We start from the raw sequence: 22113 nt of genomic DNA, 5'->3' as shown, positions 1-22113 counted from the left end.
CACATGGAAATCGCATTCATCGGACTCGGCAACATGGGCGGCCCGATGGCCGCCAACCTGCTCAAGGCCGGCCACGCGCTGACGGTGTTCGACCTCGACGCGAACGCGGTCGACGCGGCGGTGCGCGCGGGCGCGACGGCGGCCGCGTCGCCGCGTGACGCGGCCGCCCGCGCGTCGCTGGTGATCACGATGCTGCCGGCCGCGCAGCACGTACGCGCGGTCTACCTCGGCGACGACGGCGTGCTGGCCGGCGCGCGTGCCGGCGCAACGCTCGTCGACTGCAGCACGATCGATCCGGGCACCGTGCGCGCGGTGGCCGACGCCGCCGCACAGCGCGACTTCCCGCTCGCCGACGCGCCGGTGTCGGGCGGCACCGGCGGCGCGCAGGCCGGCACGCTGACCTTCATGGTCGGCGCGCAAGGCGCGCTGTTCGAGCGCATCCGCCCGGTGCTGCTCGACATGGGGAAGAACGTCGTGCACTGCGGCGGCACGGGCACCGGGCAGATCGCGAAGATCTGCAACAACCTGCTGCTCGGCATCTCGATGATGGGCGTGGCCGAAGCGATGGCGCTCGGCGCCGCGCTCGGCATCGATCCGGCCGTGCTGGCCGGCATCATCAACACGTCGACCGGCCGCTGCTGGAGCTCGGACAGCTACAACCCGTATCCGGGAGTGAACGACGCGGCACCCGCCGCGCGCGGCTACTCGGGCGGTTTCGCCGCGAACCTGATGCTGAAGGATCTCGGGCTGGCGACCGAAGCCGCGCGCAGCGCGCGGCAGCCGGTGTGGATGGGCGCGCTCGCGCAGCAGCTCTATCAGTCGATGAGCCAGCACGGGCTCGGCACGCTCGACTTCTCCGCGTGCGTGAAGCTGTACGAGGCGCAGCCCGCGTAACGCGGCCGGCGGACGTGCGACGGCCCGCGCTGCCCGTCAACGGCATCGCGGGTCGGTTCACATCCGGAGCGGTGCGGAGGTTACGGCCGCGCGGGCGGCGCGGCGCTTATCCGCGCGGATTCGACGCGGTCTCGAAGGTCGGATGGCACTCGAACGCGAGTTCGGAGCGCGCGTCGACGCGGCGGCCGCCGGTCACCGACTCCTGCTTCAGGCTCGCGCGCATGCCGCGCTGCGTGCAGTAGTTGGTCGCTTCGTCGACAGCTTTCGCATGGGCGTCGGCCCACGTCGTCGACACGCCGAGCGTGCGCGTCGTCACGGTGAAGACGTTCGGATTCGACGTCGTGGTCACGTCGGAAGCGGTCGAACATGCGGCGAGCAAGCATGCAACGGCCGCGATGGTCAACCCTCGCAGGGATCGAAAAGATAGAGCAATGGACATGGGGGGCAAGCGCGCGTCGATTCGACGGCATTGAGCAACATAGGCGACAGTATGCCTGCCCGATCGCCGGAGATCATGCCCTTTTCAGTGAACACATTGTTTCGAATGGTTAAACGATGGGCGCTGCCGGCAGGATTTACGGCCCGCGTCACGCCCGTCGTTGCGCAGCGTGTCGCTTTTCCCGGCTTCCCGGCCGACACACGGTTTCTGCCCGGCGACCGGCATCGGCCGGCGCGCCGGTCAGTGCGCACGCGCCCGGATTCTCGCCGAGGCCTCCTCCAGGCTTCGCCACGCCGGCTGGCCGGGCGCATAGCGCGCGCGGATGTATGCGGCGAGCTCGGCCATCTGCCGGTCGTCGAACGCGTCGCGGAAGCCCGGCATGTAGCCGAGCCCGTCGGTGGCCGGATGGTCGATCCCGTCGTGCAGCACGCGCAGCAGGTTGTCGGGCGCCGCCTGGCTGACGCTCGTGTTGAGCCCCATCAGCGGACGCACGCCGAAATGCCCGACCCCGCCCGTCTCCGCGTGACAGACCGCGCACGCGGCATCGAACGCGCGCCGGCCGCTCTCGAGGCCGAGCGTCGCGACCGCTTCCGCACCGCGTGCATGGCGGGTCGCCGCGTCGACGGCCACCGCGGCATCGACGGGCGGCGACAGCGACGCCAGATAATGCGCGATCGCCCGGACGTCCGATTCGGGCAGCGCCGCGAGCCCCGCGACGACCGGCGCCATCGGCCCGGCCGCGACGCCGTGCTGCGCAGAGAAGCCCGTGCGCAGGTAGTCGAACAGCGCGCCTTCGGTCCACGGCACCGGCGACGCCGGCGACGCGACGAGCGGCGGCGCGACCCACCCCTCGGCCTCGCCGCCGGCCAGATAAGCGCGCCCGCCCCGTTCCGCGCCGAGCGCGTTGCGCGGCGTATGGCACGCGCCGCAGTGCCCGGCGCCGTCGACCAGATACTTGCCGCGATTCCACGACGCGGAGTGCGCCGGATCCGGCACGAACGGCCGCGCGTCGTGAAACAGCCAGTTCCATCCGGCGACGAGGCGCCGCTGGTCGAGCGGGAACGGCAGCTTCGTCTTCGGCGGCGCATGCTTCACCGGCGGCTGCGACATCAGGTATGCATACAGCGCGAGCAGGTCGGGCTCGCTCAGCTTCGCGAACGCGGTGTACGGAAACGCCGGATACAGATGCGAGCCGTCGCGCGCGATGCCTTCGCGCATCGCGCGCGCGAACGCCGGATACGACCATGCGCCGATGCCGGTTTCCGGATCGGGCGTGATGTTGGTCGTGTAGATCGTGCCGAACGGCGTGTCGAGCGCGAGACCGCCCGCATTGACCGCGCCGCCCGGCGCGGTATGGCAGACCGCGCAATCGCCGGCGTGCGCGATCAGGCGGCCGCGTTCGAGCGTCGCCGCGCTCCACATCGCGCCGTCCGCGCCGCCGGGTGCGACCGGGGCGATCGGCGCCGGGCCCGGCAGGATCGCGCAGGCCAGCCCGATCAGCCCGCCGACGACCCCGCCCGCGCCGCCACCGGCCAGCCAGCGGCGCCAGCGCGATGACGATAACGATGACGCGCGGCGCGGCGCGCCGGAACTGCGCTCGCCGACATCGGCCGGCTCCGGCCGGGCCAGCGCGTCGCGAATGCGTGCGGCGTCGAACGGCGGCGCGCGAAAACGCACGCCCGTCGCGTCATACAGCGCGTTCGCGATCGCGGCCGCTGCCGGCGCGGCCGCCTGTTCGATCCGTTGCGCGTCGTATGCCGACAGCGACCGGGCGCGACCGGCGCCCGGCTCTGCGTCGTCGAACGCGACGAGTTCATGCGCGATCGCATCCGGCGCGACATCGCCGCCGGTCTCGTCATGCGCCGGCCGTGCGGACAGCCGCGCGCCCATCACGCGCGAAATCGCCGCCTCGATCTGCCACGCGGGCAAGCCCGCCATCGAAGCCTGCCCGGGCTCGCCCGCGCCCTGCCCGGCGACGACGCGACGCACCGCGACGTCGCCCGTCGCGCGATCGACGTCGAGATCGACGACCCAGGCGGACCAGTGCGGGTTGTTGTCGCGACGGTTGTCGCGGTCGTTGTCGCGGCCCGCGTCCGCGTGCGGGTTTTCGCCTGCGGACGGCGCCTCGAGCACGCCCGCACCGTCGAATGCAAAGCCGCGCCCACTGAGGCGGTCCTGCGCCGCTGTATGGGCACGGCCCGTGGCCGGTTCGCCCCACGCCGCGCGTTCGCTGACCATCCGGATGATCTCGCGCGGCCCGGCATCGCGCGACGCATCGAGATGCTGCAGGCGCAATGCGACCGGATCGCGCCGCAGCGCACCGGCCAGTTCGTCGACGAACGACTCGCGCGCGAATGCGTGCGCGTGGCCGGGAATCGCGTGGTGGACGTCGGCCATTTCGATCGACGTCTGCGCATGTCGATAGACGAACGGCGACGACCGAGCCGATGCCCCGCCCTGCGCCGCCGCGCGCCGCGCATCCGGTGTCGTGCCGGCCCGCGCGCGATAGCGCCACGTCGTCATCCGCCCATCGGCGGCGGTCCGCGTTTCGAGCTCGAACGACGCGTGCGCACGCGCATCGCCGATCGGCCATTCGTAGCGCGCGCGGTGCATGCGCGCCGCGTCGTCCGCACGCCGCGCCGAACCGGCCGCCGCTTCATCGCGCCGCACATCGCTCGCATCGGCTTCGGGCTGCGCGGGCACGCTCAGGTCATGCTTCATCGCCGTCGTCCCGCAGATAGCGCGCGGCCCGATGCACCGCGCGGATGATCTCCAGATGCGTGCCGCAGCGACAAAGATTGAAGCGCAGCGCGTCTCGGATCGCCGCATCGTCCGGCGACGGATTACGGTCGAGCAGCGCCTTCGTGCTCATGATCATTCCGTTCAGGCAATAGCCGCACTGCGCGGCCTGCTCGTCGATGAACGCGCGCTGGATCGGATGCGGCGCGTCGCGCGAGCCGAGCCCTTCGAGCGTCGTCACGTCGCGCCCGTGCGCGGCGGCGGCCGGCACGACGCACGCGCGCGTCGCCTGAGCATCGACCAGCACCGTACACGCGCCGCACTGCCCGAATCCGCAGCCATACTTCGGGCCGTTGAGCGCGCAGTCGTTGCGCAGGACCAGCAGCAGCGGCGCGTCGGGCGCGGCAGCGTCGAACGTGTGCGGCGTGCCGTTCACGCGAAACGCGAGCGGCCGCGACGGGGAAGCGGGATGGGACATGAAGGGATCCGGAATGCGGGGCGCGGGCCGGCAGGCCGTGACTTGGGGCCGGCAGCGGGCACGGCCGCCGGCTCGCGACGGGCCGGCGTCGCGCGCAGCGCTCACGTATAACACGCCGAAATGCGTACCGCCGCATCGATCACCGATACGGCGGCGCGGCATCCGGCGCGGACACCGCATGCGCGTCAGGCGACGGCCGCCACGTTGCCGCGCGACGGCGACGGCGACACCAGCGGCACGTCGAACACGTCGTAGCCGAACACCCACGACGGATCCTCGTTGGTGCGCAGCCACGTGTTGTTGTGCGACACGAGCTGCACCTTCGACGCGCGTGCCGCGCGGTTCGCCTCGTACAGCGCGAACGCACTCGCGTAATCGCCGATGCCGACTTCGTCGAGGCAGCGCGCGAGCATCGCCGCATCCTCGATCGCCATCGCAGCGCCCTGCGCCATGTGCGGCTTCATCGGATGGCATGCGTCGCCGAGCAGCACAAGACGGCCGCGGCTCCACAACGGCAGCGGGTCGCGCTCGAGCAGCGGCCACTTCGTGATCGACGGCGACACGTCGATCAGGTGCTGGATGTCGGCGTGGAAGCCGGCGAACGCCTCGCGCATTTCATCGCGGCTGCTGTCGACCATCGACACGCCTTCCGGCCACTCGGCCTGCGGCACGCCGGTCACGTAGTAGTACTCGTCGCGCTTCTCCGTCACGTAGTAGACCATCATGTGGCGATCCTCCGACCACCATTTCACGCACATGTCGTACGGCTTGTTGCCGAGCAGCGAGGCCGGGAACACCGCGCGATGCGCGACGTAGCCCGTATAGCGCGGCGGCTCCGCGCCGAGCAGATGCTCGCGGATCCGCGAGTTCACGCCGTCCGCGCCGATCACGATGTCGGCCGTCTCGACGCTGCCGTCGGCAAACGTCAGGCGCACCGCGTCACCCGTGTCCTCCACCGCCGCGAGCCGCTTGCCGAAGCGGATCGTGCCGGGCGTCACCGCCTGCGTCATCAGCGCGTGGAAATCGCCGCGATGCACGGTCAGGTAGCTCGCGCCGTAGGTCCTGCGCGCGTAGTCGCCGAGCGGAATCCGCGACAGTACGTCGGCCGTCTGCCAGTCGCGGCTGTACCAGCAATCCGGATGCGAACCCATCGTCTCCAGCGCGTCCTCGCAGCCGATGCGCCGCATGATCTTCATCACGTTCGGGCCGAGATGGATGCCCGCGCCGAGGCGCGAGAACGCCGGCGCCTGCTCGTACAGCGCGACGTCGTAGCCGCCGCGCTGCAGCAGCGCCGCGGCGGCCGTGCCGCCGAGACCGGCGCCGATGATTGCGATACGGGGTTTGCTCATGCGGATCTCCTGATCGTGAGCCCGGCGCCGGACGCGGCACGAGAACGGGCGGATTGAATGGCGTTTATGTAGCGTACACACTCAATTTACTCAAGACAAGGGGTTATTTCCGGTGGCCACCCCATCCGGGAAAACACCAATAAAACCTCATATATATCCGAAAATAAACGATCTACGCCTGAAAGGAATCATTTTGACCCATTGTCATTTTCAAATGTACACACTAGACTTTCCTCGAAACCAGGCGATCCCGCGCCAGCGGGCCGCCCCACCCTTACCGACACGGAGCCTCCCGTCATGAGCAAGACCTACCGCATCGGCCAGATCGTGCCGAGTTCCAACACGACGATGGAAACCGAGATTCCCGCGATGCTGCGGTTGCGCGAGGCGATCCGGCCCGAGCGCTTCACGTATCACTCGAGCCGGATGCGGATGAAGAAGGTCGTCAAGGAAGAACTCGCGGCGATGGACGCCGAGTCCGACCGCTGCGCGGTGGAACTGAGCGATGCGCGCGTCGACGTGCTCGGCTACGCGTGCCTCGTCGCGATCATGGCGATGGGCCACGGCTATCACCGCGTGTCGCAGGCGCGCCTCACGAAGCACACGGCCGACAACGGCGCGCAGGCGCCGGTGCTGACGAGCGCGGGCGCGCTCGTCGATGCGCTGAAGGTGATCGGCGCGAAGCGCATCGTGGTGGTCGCGCCGTACATGCTGCCGCTGACCGAGCTCGTGGTCGACTACATCCGCAACGAAGGCTACGACGTGATCGCGTATCGCGCGCTCGAGATCCCCGACAACCTCGACGTCGGCCGCCACGACCCGGCGCGCCTGCCCGACATCGTGAAGACGCTGCCGTACCAGGACGCCGATGCGATCGTGCTGTCCGCGTGCGTGCAGATGCCGTCGCTGCCGGCCGTCGCGAAGGTCGAGGCGATGACGGGCAAGCCCGTGATCACGGCCGCGATCGCGACGACCTACGCGATGCTGCGCGAACTCGATCTCGAACCGATCGTGCCCGGCGCCGGCGCGCTGCTGTCCGGCGCGTATTGAGCGCCCCGCTACTTCGGAGCATCGCCATGTCCTCGACTTTCCTGTACGGCGCGAACGTCCGCGCCAACGGCATCCGCCAGCACTACCTGCGCTACGGCGGCGCCACGGGCGCGCGCGCGTCGCGCCCCGCGATCGTGCTGATTCCCGGCATCACGAGCCCCGCGATCACGTGGGGCTTCGTCGGCGAGGTGTTCGGCGCGACGTTCGACACCTATGTGCTCGACGTGCGCGGCCGCGGGCTGTCCGACGCGTCGCCGTCGCTCGACTACGGCCTCGATGCGCAAGCCGACGACATCGCGACGTTCGTCGCCGCGCTCGGCCTGCCGCGCACGAGCCTGGTCGGCCATTCGATGGGCGCGCGGATCGCCGCGCGCGCGGCACGGCGCGGCGTCCGCGGGCTCGAATCGGTCGTGCTCGTCGATCCGCCGGTGTCCGGCCCGAACCGCCGCGACTACCCGGGCAAGCTGCCGTGGTACATCGACTCGATGGCGCTCGCGCGCGCCGGCACCGACGCCGAAGGGATGCGCGCGTTCTGCCCGACCTGGACCGATGCCGAGCTGCAACTGCGCGCCGAGTGGCTGCATACCTGCGACGAGCGCGCGGTGCGCACGTCGTACGAAGGCTTCCACACCGACGACTTCCACGCGGATGCCGCGCAACTGGCCGTGCCGTCACTGCTGATCACGGCCGAGCGCGGCGACGTGGTGCGCGACGACGACGTCGCCGAACTGCAGCGTGCGACGCCGTCGATGCAGCACGTGCGCGTGCCCGATGCCGGCCACATGATCCCGTGGGACAACGCGGCGGGCTTCTACGCGGCGTTCGGCAACTTCCTCGGCGCGCCGCTCGCGGCCTGATTTCGCCCCCCCTTTCCCTTCACGCCATTACCGGAGCCGACGATGCCAGTCAGCGACTATCAACTGATCGACGCGTGGAAGCAGGTGCTCACGCTGTCGCGCCTCGAACCGGGCCAGACCGTCACGATCCTGACGAGCGCGGCCACTCATCCGCAGACGCTGTCGTGCGCGCTGATCGCGACGCAATCGATGGGCGCGATCGTCAACCGGCTCGACCTGCCGCCGGTGAACGGCGAGAAGGCGTTCAGCCGCGACCCGCTCGCGTATCTCGGCACGACGCCGCTCACCGGCAACCGCGCCGCGATCGCCGCATTGCGCGAGAGCGACCTCGTGCTCGACCTGATGACGCTGCTGTTCTCGCCCGAGCAGCACGACATCCTGAAATCCGGCACGAAGATCCTGCTCGCGGTCGAGCCGCCCGAAGTGCTGGTGCGGATGGTGCCGACACTGGCCGACCGCACGCGCGTGCTCGGCGCCGCGAAGAAAATCGCCGCCGCGCGCGAGATGCGCGTGACCTCCGCAGCCGGCACGGCGCTCGTGTGCCCGCTCGGCGATTTCCCGCCGACCGCCGAATACGGCTTCGTCGACGCGCCGGGCCGCTGGGACCACTGGCCGAGCGGATTCGCGCTGACCTTCCCGAACGACCGCACCGCACGCGGCACGATCGTGATCGATCGCGGCGACATCCTGCTGCCGCAGAAACATTACGTGAGCGAGCCGATCGCGCTGACCGTCGAAGGCGGCTATGCGACGCGCATCGAAGGCGGCGTCGATGCCGACCTGCTGAGCGACTACATGGAAACCTTCGCGGACCCGGAAGGCTATGCGATCTCGCACATCGGCTGGGGGCTGCAGCCGCGCGCGCGCTGGTCGACGCTCGGCCTGTACGACCGCGAGGCGACGATCGGGATGGATGCGCGAGCGTTCGAAGGCAACTTCCTGTTCTCGCTCGGCCCGAACAACGAAGGCGGCGGCACCCGCACGACCACCTGCCACATCGACATCCCGCTGCGCCGCTGCACGGTCGAGCTCGACGGCGAGACCGTCGTGCGCGAAGGCCGCGTGACCGACCAACCCGCCTGACCGACGAGTGCCCGACACCATGACCGATCTTTCCCGCCACGCCGAAGCCAACGTCTACCGCCAGCAGGGTTTCGGCACGCCGCTGCCGCCGCACGGCAACATCGGACTGCTGATCGTCGACTTCGTGGTCGGCTTCGCCGATCCCGCGACGTTCGGCGGCGGCAACATCGCGCCGGCGATCGCGCGCACGACGCGGGCGCTCGCGCTCGCGCGCGCACGCGGCTGGCCGGTCGCGCACAGTCGCATCGTGTACGCGGACGACGGCAGCGACGACAACGTGTTCTCGCTGAAGGTGCCCGGCATGGCGACGCTGACCGAGCACCATCCGAACAGCGCGATCGTGCCCGAACTCACGCCCGCCGCCGGCGAACTCGTCGTGCGCAAGACCGTGCCGTCGGCGTTCTTCGGCACGCAGCTCGCGCCGTGGCTCGCGCAGCGCGCGGTGCAGACGCTGCTCGTCGCGGGCGCGGTGACGAGCGGCTGCGTGCGCGCGAGCGTGGTCGACGCGATGTCGCACGGGTTCCGCCCGCTCGTGCTCGCCGATTGCGTCGGCGATCGCGCGATCGCGCCGCACGACGCGAACCTGTTCGACATGCAGCAGAAATACGCGGCCGTGATGCCGCTCGACGATGCGATCGCGGCGATCGATGCCGTGCACGCGCGCTGAGCCGCCGCGCCGATCGCGGGCGGTGCGGCACGGGTGGTACGAACGGCAGCCGTGCCCGCGCCGGCGCGCGATTGACGCTGCGCTTTTGGCGGCCTAGATTGACCGCGTGCGCCATCGCGCACGCCCGGGCCGTCGCCCCGTGCGCGGCACGCGGCAGCAGCGCCGCAGGCGCAGGCGCTGCGACCGGCCGCCGGTCGCGCCCTCCCCGACAGGACACCTGAACCGTGAACCGCTCCGAACTGCTTGCGCGCGACGGCGGCCTGACCGTGATCCGGCCGCCCGCGCCGCCGCCCAAGCCGGCGCCCGGCCAGCCGGGCAGCCTGTCGTCGTACGTGCCGGCGCTGCCCGAGGTGTTCGTCGCGATCCTCGACGACGGACGCATCCTCGCGTTCAACGGCCACGTCGACCTCGGCACCGGCATCCGCACGTCGCTCGCGCAGATCGTGGCGGAGGAGCTCGACGTGCCGGCCGCGCGCGTGACGATGGTGCTCGGCGATACGGCCGCGACGCCGAACCAGGGTCCGACCATCGCGAGCGCGACGATCCAGATTTCCGCGACGCCGCTGCGCTGCGCGGCCGCGCAGGCACGCCACGCGCTGCTGGCGCTGGCCGCCGAGCGCTTCGGTGTCGACCCCGCGCAACTGAGCATCGACGACGGGACGATCGCCGCGCCCGCCGGCGGGCACACCGCAACGTTCGCCGCGCTCGTCGCGGCGCGCCGCATCGCGCTCACGCTCGACCTGAACGCCCGCACCAAGGATCCCGCCCGCTACCGGATCGTCGGCCGGTCGTCGCCGCGCGTCGACCTGCCTGCGAAGGCCACCGGCCAGCTCACGTTCGTGCACGACATGCGCGTGCCGGGCATGCTGCACGGCCGCGTCGTGCGGCCGCCGTACGCGGGCCACGACAGCGGCGCGTTCGTCGGCACGTCGCTGGTCGACGTCGATCGCGCGTCGGTCGCCGACGTGCCCGGGCTCGTGGCGGTCGTCGCGCTCGGCGACTTCGTCGGCATCGTCGCCGAACGCGAGGAACACGCGATCCGCGCGGCACGCCAGCTGCGCGTCGCGTGGCGCCCGCATCCCGCGCTGCCGCCGCTCGACACGCCCGCGGCCGCGATCGCCGCCGCGCCCGCGCAACGCCGGTTGCTGCTCGACGAAGGCGACGTCGACGCGGCACGCGCGCAACCCGGCACGATCACGCTGTCGCGCACCTATGCGTGGCCGTTCCAGATGCACGGCTCGATCGGCCCGTCGTGCGCGCTCGCCGACTATCGCGCACCCGGCGACGGCCGGATCACCGTATGGTCCGGCACCCAGAACCCCGTATCGCTGCGCTACGACCTCGCGACGCTCGTGGCGCGCGACGAAGCCGATATCGACATCGTGCGGATGGAAGCGGCCGGCTGCTACGGCCGCAACGGCGCGGACGACGTCTGCGGCGACGCGCTGCTGCTGTCGCGCGCGGTCGGCCGCCCGGTGCGCGTGCAGCTGTCGCGCGCGGACGAGCATCTGTGGGAACCGAAGGGCGCCGGGCAGCTGATGCAGGTGACGGGCACCGTGACGCGCGACGGCCGCCTGCTCGGCTACGACTTCACGACGCGCTATCCGTCGAACGACGCGCCGCTGCTCGCGACGCTCCTGACCGGCGCGATCGCGCCCGAACCGCGCGTGTTCGAAATGGGCGACCGCACCGCCGTGTCGCCGTATGAAAGCCCGAACCGCCGCTTCGTCTGCGAGGATCTCGCGCCGCTCGTGCGCGCCTCGTGGCTGCGCGGCGTGTCGGCATTGCCAAACTCGTTCGCGCACGACGCGTTCGTCGACGAATGCGCGGCGCTGGCCGGCATCGATCCGCTCGCGTTCCGGCTGCGCCATCTCAAGGACACGCGCGCGACCGAACTGCTGCAGGCCGTCGCCGATCGCGCGGGCTGGACGCCGCGGCACGCGGACCGCAGCAATGAAGCGCAAGCAGCGCGCGTCGTCCGCGGACGCGGTATCGCATACGCACGCTACGTCCACAGCCGCTTCCCCGGTTTCGGCGCGGCCTGGTCCGCATGGATCGTCGACCTGAGCGTCGATCGCGTATCGGGCGAGATCCGCATCGAACGCGTGACGGTCGGCCAGGACACCGGCACGATGATCAACCCCGACGGCGTGCGCCACCAGATCCACGGCAACGTGATCCAGGTACTGAGCCGCACGCTGAAGGAGCGCGTGCGGTTTGCCGACGGCAAGGTCGCGTCGCGCGAATGGGCGAGTTATCCGATCCTGACTTTCGACGAAGTGCCGGACGTCGACGTGGTGCTGATGCCGCGGCAAGGCGAACCGCCGCTCGGCGCGGGCGAATCGGCGTCGGTGCCGGGGCCCGCCGCCGTCGCGAATGCGCTGTTCGATGCGACCGGCGTGCGCTTCTACGCGCCGCCGTTCACGCCCGAGACGGTGCGCGCCGCGCTGCGCGAGGCTGGCCGGCTTCCGCCTACCGAAGCGAGTGTCGCGGCAAGCGCCGCATGAGGCCGGTTTGCATCGAGGGCCGGACGGCGCCGCGCGTCACGCGTCGCCGTCGGCCTCCATCATCTTGCGCAGCAGATACTGCAATGCGACGCGTTCGCCCGGATTGAGCGGCCCGTACGTGCGCTCGGTCACCTGCCGCGCGAACGGCACCGTGCGGTCGATCAGCGCGAGGCCCGCCGCGGTCGCGCGCACGATCAGCTTGCGGCCGTCGTTCGGGTCGGGCAGCACCTCGACCAGCGCGCGCGTCTTCAAGCGCTCGACGACGCCGCGAATGGTCGCCTGGTCGATCGCGGTCGCCTTCACGATGTCGTTCAGCGAACACGCCTGCTTTTCCTTGACCGCGCACAGCGCGACGAACTGCGCGGCCGTCAGGTCCGAATCGGGGATCGCTTCCTGGAAGATCGCGACGTGCCGCTGATAGGCACGGCGCAGCAGGTGCCCGACCTGGTCGTGAAAGTCGTAGGAATCCTTGGAAGACGCCATGAAGATGAAGGCTCGCGCGGCATGAATGGGAAAGGCAAGCAGTGTACACCCTCAAATCGGTGCATCCGGTCACGCGGCCGCTGCTTCGTTGCGGTGCGTCAGGGTTCGTGGCGCCCGACCCGCGTCGCGCCCGACAAGCGCTCGACCATGTCGGCCTGCTCGCGGACATCGCCGCTGCAACGCCCGCGGCTCGCGCGATCCGGCGGGCTGCCGGACGCGCGCGCTCCGAACGCCGAATCACTGGCGTGCACACACTCCACTTTTGAGCGTATACGCACGAATTTCGTGCATACCATAGGCTGGGCAAAAACCATGCTGGTATGTGCATATTCCCGTATAAATCCCCGAACAATTTGGGGCTTATCCGGCTTATCGATCTATCCCGATGCGTTCATTTCCATGCCTGCGCGATTCCGTATTTTCTAGTGTGTACGCTATGTAATTGGCGTGCTATACAGACTCCAGCGCGCGGCGAACCTTCGCTCGCGTCGAACGGCCACCCACTTCATCCGTCACATTCGAACAGGGGCAATCCCATGTCTACCGCACACCCGAGCGCCGCCGTCTCCGCCGACGACACGCTGCACGGCGCGCTCTACCGCAAGGTCACGCTGCGCCTGATCACGCTGTTCTGCCTGTGCTATTTCGCGGCCTATCTCGACCGCATCAACATCGGGCTCGCGAAGCTGCAGATGCTCGACGCGCTGAAGTTCAGCGACACCGTGTACGGGCTCGGCGCCGGCCTGTTCTTCGCCGGCTACATCCTGTTCGAAGTCCCGAGCAATCTGGTGCTGCAGCGCGTCGGCGCGAAGCTGTGGATCGCACGGATCATGATCACGTGGGGCCTGCTGTCGGGCGCGACGATGTTCGTGCATACGCCGATGCAGTTCTACGTCGTGCGCTTCCTGCTCGGTGCCGCCGAAGCCGGCTTCCTGCCCGGCGTGCTGCTGTACCTGACCCAGTGGTATCCCGATGCGCGCCGCGCACACATCGTCGCGCTGTTCATGGTCGGGCTGCCGCTGTCGAGCATGATCGGCAGCCCGATCTCCGGCTGGATCATGCGCGCATTCGACGGCGCCCACGGGCTCGGCGGCTGGCAGTGGCTGTTCCTGCTCGAGGCATTGCCGTCGGTGCTGCTCGGCTTCGCGGTGCTGCGCTGGCTGCCCAACAGCATCGAGACCGCGCGCTGGCTGAACGCGGACGAGCAGCGCACGCTGCGCGCGAACCTCGATGCCGATCCGTCCGGCAACAAGAGCCACGCGCTCGGCCGCGCGTTCTCCGATCCGAAGGTGTGGGCACTCGGCCTCATCGACCTGTGCGTGCTGCTCGGGCTGTATGCGGTGAGCTTCTGGCTGCCGACGATCCTGCGCGACACCGGCGTGAAGGACGCGTATCACATCGGCTGGCTGATGGTGATCCCGAATGCCGCGGCCGTGCTCGCGACGCTGTATTGCGGCGCGAGCTCCGACCGTGCTCGCGAGCGCCGCTGGCATATCGTCGTGCCGTTCCTGGTGTCGGCCGTCGCGCTCGCATTCGCCGCCGCGTCGTCGCACGGCACGCTCGCGACCGTGCTGCTGTTCTCGCTGATCAACGCGGGCGCGGCCGCCGCGATGCCGGTCGTCTGGGCGCTGCCGTCCACGTTCCTGAAGGGCTCGGCCGCCGCCGGCGGGATCGCGTTCGCGTGCTCGATCGCGAACCTCGGCGGCTTCGGCAGCACCTACTTCATCGGCTGGCTGCGCGACACGTTCCATTCGCAAAGCGCGGGGCTGTACGGCTTCGCCGCATGCATGCTGGTCGGATGCGCGCTCGCGCTCGCGTATCCTGCAAAGCTCGTGAACCGCTGATGCGCTCCATGCGCGCGGCGACCCGAGGTCGTCGCGCGCGATTCGTACAATTCGCACGACTCCCCGCGTATCGATGCGTGCCCAACGATATGCGCGCAAGCCCCCTCTCGCCCTTCCGTATTCGTCGCAGCGCCCCCGGCTGACGGCTTGAACAGCTTTCCTGGGCGCCGCACTCGCGCACAGGTCGCCTCGCGACGTGCCGCACTGCCTTTTTACAAACACGTCACCTCGCGCGCGTGTTCGCGCACGGCATGCCACTGCCTCCCCGCGCAGCTTCGCGCCACACCGGCGCGTACGCGTGTCCCGCCGTGCAGGCACGTCGTTTGCGAGATCAACGCGCCCGCCCCCCGGGGCGGACGGCAATCCTTCCTTCAACCCGGCGCTGCACACCGCGCGAGTCCTCGCGCGGCGATTCCGCATCGCAAGCAGGGTTCCCCCTGAACGAGAGGACGACATGAAATCCATACGAACGATAGTGGCCCTGTGCTCGGTCATTTCCGTACTCACGGCGTGCGGCGGAGACAGCAACGACGTCGGCACCGTGCTCGGCATCTCGAAGCCGCAGGCGCGCTTCATCAACGCGGTGCCGGCCGGCCCGAATCTCGACTACTACCTGAACGCGAAGCTCGATGCGTCGGGTGTCGCGTACAAGGGCGTGACCCGTTATCACGACATCGATTCGGGCACGCAGACCGCCAGTTACGACGTATCGGGAACGACCACGACCGTCGCGTCGCAATCGTTCGGCGCGGCGAACGGTCACCACTACACGACCATCGCGTTGCCGAGCACCTCGTCGGCGATTTCGCTGATCGACGATCCGTTCGACAAGAAGCTGCTGTCCGACAAGGCGCGCGTACGCAGCTTCAACGCGTCGCCGAACACGCAGAACGTCGACGTGTACGTCGTGCCGCCGGGCACCGACATCAACACGCAAAGCCCGACGCTGGCGGGCGCCGCGTATCAGAACGCCGTGCCGGCATCCACACAGGATTCCATCTACCTGAACGGCGGAACCTACCAGGTGATCGTCACGACGGCCGGCAGCAAGGCGCCGATCCTGAAGACCGCGCCGGTCGCGATCAACAACAACGCCGACTGGCTGCTGGTGACGATTCCGGCGGGCGGCATCGGCGACGTGACGCCGAACGACATTCACGTGCTCGTCGCGCAGGGCAACGATGCGGACACGTCCGCACAGGAACTCGGCCCGCAATAACGGATAACGGCTTCGGCGGACCGCCGGCCGGCGGTCCGCCCGGCAGCCCTCGCTACGTCGTCAGTCGGTCCGCTCGAGACGGATCACGTGCTCGACCCGCGTACCGTCGCCGTGCTCGACATCGACATCGCCGACATGCCGGACGCGCCAGCCCGGCCGCGTCGCAATCTGCGGCACGTTGCCGCCCGGCCGGCTGTCGATGCCACCGAGCCCTTCGTCGGGCGTCTCGACCGCGTCGTCGAGCGACGCATTCGAATAGACCACGTTGTCGTGCCACTCGGTCGCGCCGCTGCGCGCCTCCATGCCCTTGCCGTCGACGTCGACCGTGTTGTCGGTCATCGCCATGTTCGCGTTGTCGAGCGTCACGATCCTGCCGCTGGCGCGACGCACCGGATCGCCGCTGTCGACCGCATGCGCGCCGACATCGATCGGCGGCAGGCCGGTCGGCGTCTTCGCCGCGACGGCCTCAGGGGTCAGCGCCCGCTTCGTGACCTCGGCGGCTTCGGCGACCTCGGCGGCCTGGGTCGCCGCATCGGGCATGTCGCCGGCCGCCGGCGTCTGCACCGGGCTCTTCGCGATCTGTTCGCGCTGCTGTTTCGGGGTTGGGTTCGATTCCGCGTTGTGCATCGCACCTCCTGTTCCGGACGGCGTGCGCCGGCGGGATGCAGCCGGCGCCGGTCCGGGAATCGCTACAACGGTCGTTGCAAATCTTTCACGCGCACGGCGCCGCCCACGCGTGCCCTGCGACACGCGTGCCGCGCCGACAGCCGTCCCGGCGGCACGCGGGCGACGGGCCCGCGCATGCCGCCCGCGCCGACGGTCAGCCGCCGCTTGCGCCCGCGGGCGCGGACGCCGCGCCCGGCATGCTCGCCGGACCGCCGGTCATGCCGCTGCCGGCCGTGCCGCTGCCCGGCATGCCCGACGGTGCGGTGGACGGCGCCGGCGCCATACTGCTGGTGGAGCCAGTTGAGCTCCCGCCGGTAGTGGTGTCGCTTTCGCTCTTCTTCTGGCAACCCGCACCCACCGCCAGGCCGGCAATCAGGATGCCGGCGAAGACGACCCGCGATACGTGACGAATGGAATATCGCTGCATGACACCTCCGCTGATGTCGACTGGATGGAGACCTGTGGCGAGCAATGCGCGTGCCGTCAATCTCCTCCATCGCCACCGCCGGCGACCCAGCCCCATTCATTTTTCAAATGCCCCCCAGCCGAATATTTAATTTCCCATCGCCGCGACGGCCACCCATACTCGCGAACAAATCCGAGACATCACGTCCACGGCGGCCGGGCCTGCGCTGCGTGCACACGCTGCCGGTTCGCGCCCCGCACATGGAAGGAGACAACGCGTGCAACTGGAAGCCACCCACCGCGCGGGCATCGTGCTCGGCGCGGACGACGCATTGCATCGAACCGGTACCGCCGCGCGCGACCCCGCGCTGAGCCCCCGGCTGCACAACCCCGACCTCGCGCCGACCAAGGCGGAGGGCCGCACCTGGGGCCGGTACAGCATCTTCGCGCTGTGGACCAACGACGTGCACAACATCGCGAACTACTCGTTCGCGATCGGGCTGTTCGCGCTCGGCCTGTCGGGCTGGCAGATGCTCGCGTCGCTCGCGATCGGCGCGGCGCTGGTGTACGGCTTCATGAACCTCACCGGCTACATGGGCCAGAAGACCGGCGTGCCGTTCCCGGTGATCAGCCGGATGAGCTTCGGCATCTACGGCGCGCTGTTGCCCGCGATGATCCGCGCGGTGATCGCGATCGCATGGTTCGGAATCCAGACCTATCTCGCGTCGGTCGTGCTGCGCGTGCTGCTCACCGCGATCTGGCCGGGCCTCGCCGCGTTCGACCAGAACGCGATCTGCGGGCTGTCGACGCTCGGCTGGGTCACGTTCGTCGCGATCTGGCTGGTGCAGATCGGCATCCTCACCTACGGGATGGAGATGGTCCGCAAGTACGAAGGGCTCGCCGGCCCGATCATCCTCATCACGACGCTGTCGCTCGCCGCGTGGATGTTCAGCCGCACCGGCGGCCATCTCGCGATGTCGATCGGCAAGCCGATGACCGGCCTGAAGATGTGGACCGAAGTGTTCGCGGGCGGCGCGCTGTGGCTTGCGATCTACGGCACGCTGGTGCTCAACTTCTGCGATTTCGCGCGCGCGTCGCCGAGCGCGAAGACGGTGCGGGTCGGCAACTTCTGGGGCCTGCCGGTGAACATCCTGGTGTTCGCGACGATCAGCTTCGTGCTCGCGGGCGCGCAGTTCAAGCTGAACGGCCAGATCATCCACAGCCCGACGGAAATCATCGCGACGGTGCCGAACAAGCTGTTCCTCGTGCTCGGTTGCCTCGCATTCCTGATCGTGACGGTCGCGGTGAACATCATGGCGAATTTCGTCGCGCCGGCCTTCGTGCTGACGAGCCTCGCGCCCCACCGCCTGACGTTCCGCCGCGCGGGCCTGATCAGCGCGACGGTCGCGGTGCTGATCCTGCCGTGGAACCTGTACAACAGCCCGATCGTGATCGTCTACTTCCTGTCCGGCCTCGGCGCGCTGCTCGGCCCGCTGTACGGGATCATCACGGTCGACTACTGGCTCGTGCGCAAGCAGCGCGTGAACGTGCCCGATCTGTACACCGAAGCACCGACCGGCGCCTATTTCTACACGCGCGGCGTGAACCGCAAGGCGCTCGCGGCGCTCGTGCCGTCCGCGCTGATCTCGATCACGCTCGCCGTCGTGCCGGCCTTCAGCGCGATGACGCCGTTCTCCTGGCTGCTCGGCGCGGCCATCGCAGGCAGCGTGTACTGGCTGACGGCCGATCGCAAACGGCAATACGACGAGCGCTCGGGCGAACCCATCGCGGTCGCCTGCGCCCGACACTGAACGCAGCATACGGAGTGCACCGATGAGAATCCTGGTAGTCAACGTCAACACGACCGCGTCGATCACCGACGCCATCGCCGCGCAGGCGCGGGCCGCCGCGTCGCCGGGCACGGAGATCGTCGGGCTGACGCCGCACTTCGGCGCGGAATCGGTCGAAGGCAATTTCGAGAGCTACCTCGCGGCGATCGCCGTGATGGACCGCGTGTTGAGCTACGACGAGCCATACGACGCGGTGATCCAGGCCGGCTACGGCGAACACGGCCGCGAAGGGCTGCAGGAACTGCTGACGGTGCCGGTCGTCGACATCACCGAAGCGGCCGCGAGCGTCGCGATGCTGCTCGGCCACCGCTACTCGGTCGTCACGACGCTCGACCGCACGGTGCCGCTGATCGAGGATCGCCTGAAGCTCGCCGGGCTCGACGCGCGCTGCGCGTCGGTGCGCGCGAGCGGTCTCGCGGTGCTCGAGCTCGAGGAAAACCCGGCCCGCGCGATCGAGTCGATCGTCGACCAGGCCGCGCGCGCGGTGAAGGACGATCGCGCGGAAGTGATCTGCCTCGGCTGCGGCGGGATGGCCGGCCTCGACCGGCAGATCGAGGAATGCACCGGCGTGCCCGTCGTCGACGGCGTGTCGGCCGCGGTCGCGCTCGCGGAATCGCTGGTGCGCCTGAAGCTGAAGACGTCGAAGGTCCGCACCTATGCGCCGCCGCGCCCGAAGCGGATCGTCGGCTGGCCGGGCACCTTCGTCAAATGACGGGCCGCGGGAACGCGTAGCGACATGCGGGACGCACCGGCGCCGAACGGCCTGTCCCTCGATGCGTCCGACGCAAGGAGTGCGCTCGACGGTCTGGACGCGCGCCTGATGCGCATCCTGCTCGTGCTGCTCACCGAGCGCACCGTGTCGCGCGCGGCCGTGCGGCTGAACATGTCGCAACCGGCGACGAGCGCCGCGCTCAAGCGGCTGCGCACGCTGCTCGGCGATCCGCTGCTGGTGCGCAGCCGCTACGGGATGGTGCCGACCGAGTTCGGCGCGCGGCTGATCGAGCCGCTGCGCAACGCGCTGCGCGTGATCGACTTCATCCGCATCCAGCAGCCGACCTTCGACGCGCGCACGTCGGTGCGCACCTACCGGATCGGTTGCCCCGACTACCTGAACGTGCTGTTCGTGCCGAAGCTCGTCGCGTTGTTCCGCGAACGCGCGCCGAACGCGCAACTCGTGTTCCATCCGCTCGGCGACGGCTACGACGACGAACGCGCGCTCGCCGACGGCGAGCTCGACGTCGTGATCGACAACCGCCCTGCCCGCCTGTCGCGGTTCCGGCAGGACGACCTGTTCGACGATCGCGTCGTGTGCCTGATGCGCGCCACGCATCCGCTCGCACGGCGCGGCGCGATGACGGCCGCCGAATTCGCTCGAGCCGCGCAGCTGTGCCCGACACCGTCGTGGCTCGAAGCGTCCGGCGCGATCGACCGGCAGCTCGAACGCGTCGGCCTGCAGCGGCGGATCGTCGTCACGCTGCCGCACTTCGAACTCGCCGCGCATGCGCTCGTGCGCTCCGACCTGATCCTCACCACCACGTACCGGCTCGCGCGCCACTACGCGAAGCTGCTGCCGCTCGGCGCGGTGGCGCTGCCGGCCGAGCCGCCCGCGATCGTGTACCGGATGACGTGGAATGAGTCGGGCGCCTGCGTCGACGGTGTTCGCTGGCTGCGCGGGCTGATCGCGGAGGCGACGCGCGGCTGGCTCGACGCGGAGGCCACGCGGCCGGCTGTCGCGGCGGTTGCCGCGAATGCGAATGCAGATGCGCGGGCGAACGTGCCGATCGCCGAAGCCGCGCCGGAACCGACCCGACGCACGCGCCGCCGGCAGGCGACGCATTGCGGTGCATCGCAACGGCCGCGTGTCGCGCGTGCGGCGCGCGTTCATCGCGTCACGACGAAGTCGCGCTGAATCGATCGCCGACGACAACCTGAACGCGCAAGCCCGGCGGCTCCGTATCGTCGCGTGCAACGAGCGAGGCATGAACGCCCGCCGCACGCATCACGCGTCGCGCATCGGTTGCGCAAGCAACTTGTATGCGATGACGGCGACGGCAAGCGCGAGCACGCCGCTGACCGTCAGCGCCGCGGCGAATCCGCTCGCGAAGGCCGCGGGTGCCGCATCGGCAAGCGTGCGCGCGGCCGACGGCGGCACGTGCGCGAGCGCCTGCGCGAGATCGCCGGCCAGCAGGCTCGACATGAACGGCGCGTCGACGAATGCGCGCACGCCCGGTGCGACAGACAGCAGCCGGTCGAGGTGCGCGTGCGTGCTGGCGGCCAGCACCGCGCCGAGCACGCCGACGGCCGTCACGATCGCCGAGAAGCGCGTGGTCGTGCTGATGCCCGACGCCATCCCGGTACGGCCCGGCGGCACGCACGCCATGATCGCCTTCTGCGTGTCGCCGTTCATGATGCCGGCGCCGCAGCCCGTCACGAACATGCCGAGCGCGACGAGCCGGTAGTCGCCGCCGGCCGTCAGCGCCGCGGTCGCGAGATTGCCCGCGCCGATCAGTGCGAGCCCGCCCGCCAGCACGCCGCCGGACGATACGCGCGCGGCGAGCAGGCCGCCGAGCGAGGGCCCGGCGATCATCGCGAACGCGAACGGCAGCATCCCGAGCCCCGCGTCGATCGCGGACATCCCGAACGCGTTCTGCAGGTACAGCGGCAGGAACGTCATCATCACCTGCGCGCACGCCGCATAGCCGAACATCGCGAGCACGGCGCCGACGAAGCGCGGCTGGCGGAACAACGCCAGATCGATCATGGGCCGCGCCTGCCAGCGCTCCGCACCGATGAACGCGGCCAGCAGCGCGGCGGCCAGCGCGAACCGGCCGAGCGTCGCGGTCGACAGCCAGCCATGCGACGGCGCGCCGATCAGCGCCGCGATCGCACCGGCGAGCGCCGCGCCGAACAGCAGGCTGCCGGCGGCATCCACCCGTTTCGCGTGCGGATCGCGCGACTCGTCGATCGCGACGCGCGCGCCGGCCGCGAGCAGCGCGCACACCGGCAGGTTCAGCAGGAACACCCAGCGCCAGCCGATCCACTGCGTGATCGCGCCGCCGACCAGCGGCGCGACGGCCGTCGCGATCCCCATGCACATCCCCCAGATCGCCCATGCACGCGCCCGTTCGCGTCCGTCCGGAAAGCGGTTCGCGATCACCGCGAGCGCGGCCGTCAGCAACAGCGCGGCCCCGCCGCCCTTTGCCGCGCGCGCGGCGATCAGCCAGCCGGCCGACGGCGCGATCCCGCACCCGAGCGACGCGAGCGAAAAAAGCGCGAGCCCCGCGCCGAGCATGCGCTTGCGCCCGAAGCGGTCGGCCAGCCCGCCGGCCGGCAGCAGGCATGCGGCGAACGCGGTCATGTAGGCGCTCACGACCCATTCGATGTCGGCGAAACTCGCATGGAAGCTGCGCGCGATGCTCGGCAGCGACACGGCGACGACGTTCGTGTCGAGGACGATCAACGAGCATGTCGCCGACGCGACCGCGAGCGTCGCGGCGGCCGGCAGGCGGGTGCCCGTGCGCGCGACGGCAGGCGCGCCTGCGCGCGGGGCGGGAGAAGACTGGGACATCGACGGCTCCGGAAC

Annotated in this window: 19 protein-coding genes; 11 read left to right on the top strand and 8 right to left on the bottom strand. The window is 70.0% G+C overall.

The annotated features are described in order from the left end of the window. The first annotated feature begins 3 nt into the window (after positions 1-3). Positions 4-894 (top strand): 3-hydroxyisobutyrate dehydrogenase, encoded by an 891-nt coding sequence (mmsB, locus tag U4Z31_RS07385; protein WP_321809858.1) that lies wholly within the window; start codon positions 4-6, stop codon positions 892-894. Between the two features lie 106 nt (positions 895-1000). Here the strand turns inward: mmsB and U4Z31_RS07380 are convergent, their stop codons facing one another. The 4 genes from U4Z31_RS07380 to U4Z31_RS07365 form a co-directional block, all read right to left on the bottom strand. After that, positions 1001-1333: a hypothetical protein gene (locus U4Z31_RS07380; protein ID WP_044843897.1), complete on the bottom strand. Its 333-nt coding sequence runs from the start codon at positions 1331-1333 to the stop codon at positions 1001-1003. 240 nt (positions 1334-1573) lie between these two features. Continuing rightward, positions 1574-4054 (bottom strand): c-type cytochrome, encoded by a 2481-nt coding sequence (locus U4Z31_RS07375; protein ID WP_415750273.1) that lies wholly within the window; start codon positions 4052-4054, stop codon positions 1574-1576. Continuing rightward, the gene (locus tag U4Z31_RS07370) at positions 4044-4550 is read right to left on the bottom strand and encodes a (2Fe-2S)-binding protein (RefSeq protein WP_044843895.1); all 507 of its coding nucleotides are present in this window, start codon (positions 4548-4550) and stop codon (positions 4044-4046) included. The genes U4Z31_RS07375 and U4Z31_RS07370 overlap by 11 nt, the downstream gene beginning before the upstream one ends. A 185-nt stretch (positions 4551-4735) precedes the next feature. After that, positions 4736-5899: an FAD-dependent monooxygenase gene (locus U4Z31_RS07365; protein WP_321809857.1), complete on the bottom strand. Its 1164-nt coding sequence runs from the start codon at positions 5897-5899 to the stop codon at positions 4736-4738. 297 nt (positions 5900-6196) lie between these two features. Here U4Z31_RS07365 and U4Z31_RS07360 point away from each other — a divergent pair, with 297 nt between their 5' ends. The 5 genes from U4Z31_RS07360 (at position 6197) to U4Z31_RS07340 (ending at position 12063) form a co-directional block, all read left to right on the top strand. Then, positions 6197-6949, top strand: coding sequence for an Asp/Glu racemase (locus U4Z31_RS07360; protein WP_044843893.1), 753 nt, complete (start codon positions 6197-6199; stop codon positions 6947-6949). A gap of 26 nt (positions 6950-6975) precedes the next feature. Beyond that, the gene (locus tag U4Z31_RS07355) at positions 6976-7806 is read left to right on the top strand and encodes an alpha/beta hydrolase (RefSeq protein ID WP_321809856.1); all 831 of its coding nucleotides are present in this window, start codon (positions 6976-6978) and stop codon (positions 7804-7806) included. A gap of 42 nt (positions 7807-7848) precedes the next feature. Further along, a complete protein-coding gene (locus U4Z31_RS07350) occupies positions 7849-8889 on the top strand; it encodes a 2,5-dihydroxypyridine 5,6-dioxygenase (protein ID WP_321809855.1) in 1041 nt (346 codons plus the stop codon). A gap of 19 nt (positions 8890-8908) precedes the next feature. After that, positions 8909-9556 (top strand): isochorismatase family protein, encoded by a 648-nt coding sequence (locus tag U4Z31_RS07345; RefSeq protein WP_044843890.1) that lies wholly within the window; start codon positions 8909-8911, stop codon positions 9554-9556. A 224-nt stretch (positions 9557-9780) separates the two neighbouring features. Beyond that, a complete protein-coding gene (locus U4Z31_RS07340) occupies positions 9781-12063 on the top strand; it encodes a xanthine dehydrogenase family protein molybdopterin-binding subunit (RefSeq protein ID WP_321809854.1) in 2283 nt (760 codons plus the stop codon). A 36-nt stretch (positions 12064-12099) separates the two neighbouring features. Here the strand turns inward: U4Z31_RS07340 and U4Z31_RS07335 are convergent, their stop codons facing one another. Then, entirely contained in the window at positions 12100-12546 is a 447-nt protein-coding gene (locus U4Z31_RS07335; protein ID WP_044843888.1) for a MarR family winged helix-turn-helix transcriptional regulator, read from the bottom strand. Positions 12547-13082: 536 nt separating this feature from the next. On the opposite strand from U4Z31_RS07335, the gene U4Z31_RS07330 reads away from it, so the two are divergent. Both U4Z31_RS07330 and U4Z31_RS07325 read left to right on the top strand, forming a co-directional pair. Then, positions 13083-14390, top strand: coding sequence for an MFS transporter (locus U4Z31_RS07330; RefSeq protein ID WP_321809853.1), 1308 nt, complete (start codon positions 13083-13085; stop codon positions 14388-14390). A 454-nt stretch (positions 14391-14844) separates the two neighbouring features. Further along, on the top strand, positions 14845-15609 hold the full coding sequence (locus tag U4Z31_RS07325) for a DUF4397 domain-containing protein (RefSeq protein WP_044843886.1): 765 nt from the start codon (positions 14845-14847) through the stop codon (positions 15607-15609). 60 nt (positions 15610-15669) lie between these two features. Here the strand turns inward: U4Z31_RS07325 and U4Z31_RS07320 are convergent, their stop codons facing one another. Continuing rightward, positions 15670-16236, bottom strand: coding sequence for a DUF3005 domain-containing protein (locus U4Z31_RS07320; protein ID WP_321809852.1), 567 nt, complete (start codon positions 16234-16236; stop codon positions 15670-15672). 193 nt (positions 16237-16429) lie between these two features. Continuing rightward, positions 16430-16702: a hypothetical protein gene (locus U4Z31_RS07315; protein ID WP_124551202.1), complete on the bottom strand. Its 273-nt coding sequence runs from the start codon at positions 16700-16702 to the stop codon at positions 16430-16432. 256 nt (positions 16703-16958) lie between these two features. On the opposite strand from U4Z31_RS07315, the gene U4Z31_RS07310 reads away from it, so the two are divergent. Genes U4Z31_RS07310 through U4Z31_RS07300 form a run of 3 tightly spaced genes read left to right on the top strand, consistent with a single transcriptional unit; the run spans position 16959 to position 20439 of the window. Then, positions 16959-18491 (top strand): NCS1 family nucleobase:cation symporter-1, encoded by a 1533-nt coding sequence (locus U4Z31_RS07310; protein WP_321809851.1) that lies wholly within the window; start codon positions 16959-16961, stop codon positions 18489-18491. Positions 18492-18513: 22 nt separating this feature from the next. After that, entirely contained in the window at positions 18514-19242 is a 729-nt protein-coding gene (locus U4Z31_RS07305; protein ID WP_044843884.1) for an aspartate/glutamate racemase family protein, read from the top strand. Between the two features lie 24 nt (positions 19243-19266). Further along, positions 19267-20439 (top strand): LysR family transcriptional regulator, encoded by a 1173-nt coding sequence (locus U4Z31_RS07300; protein WP_321809850.1) that lies wholly within the window; start codon positions 19267-19269, stop codon positions 20437-20439. Between the two features lie 90 nt (positions 20440-20529). Here the strand turns inward: U4Z31_RS07300 and U4Z31_RS07295 are convergent, their stop codons facing one another. Then, the gene (locus U4Z31_RS07295) at positions 20530-22098 is read right to left on the bottom strand and encodes an MFS transporter (protein ID WP_321809849.1); all 1569 of its coding nucleotides are present in this window, start codon (positions 22096-22098) and stop codon (positions 20530-20532) included. Positions 22099-22113 lie beyond the last annotated feature (15 nt).

Source organism: Burkholderia sp. BCC1985 (genome assembly GCF_905339915.1).
Classification (GTDB): Bacteria; Pseudomonadota; Gammaproteobacteria; order Burkholderiales; family Burkholderiaceae; genus Burkholderia.
Note: the sequence above shows the minus strand (reverse complement) of the source record. Positions and strands in the feature narration are given on the sequence as shown.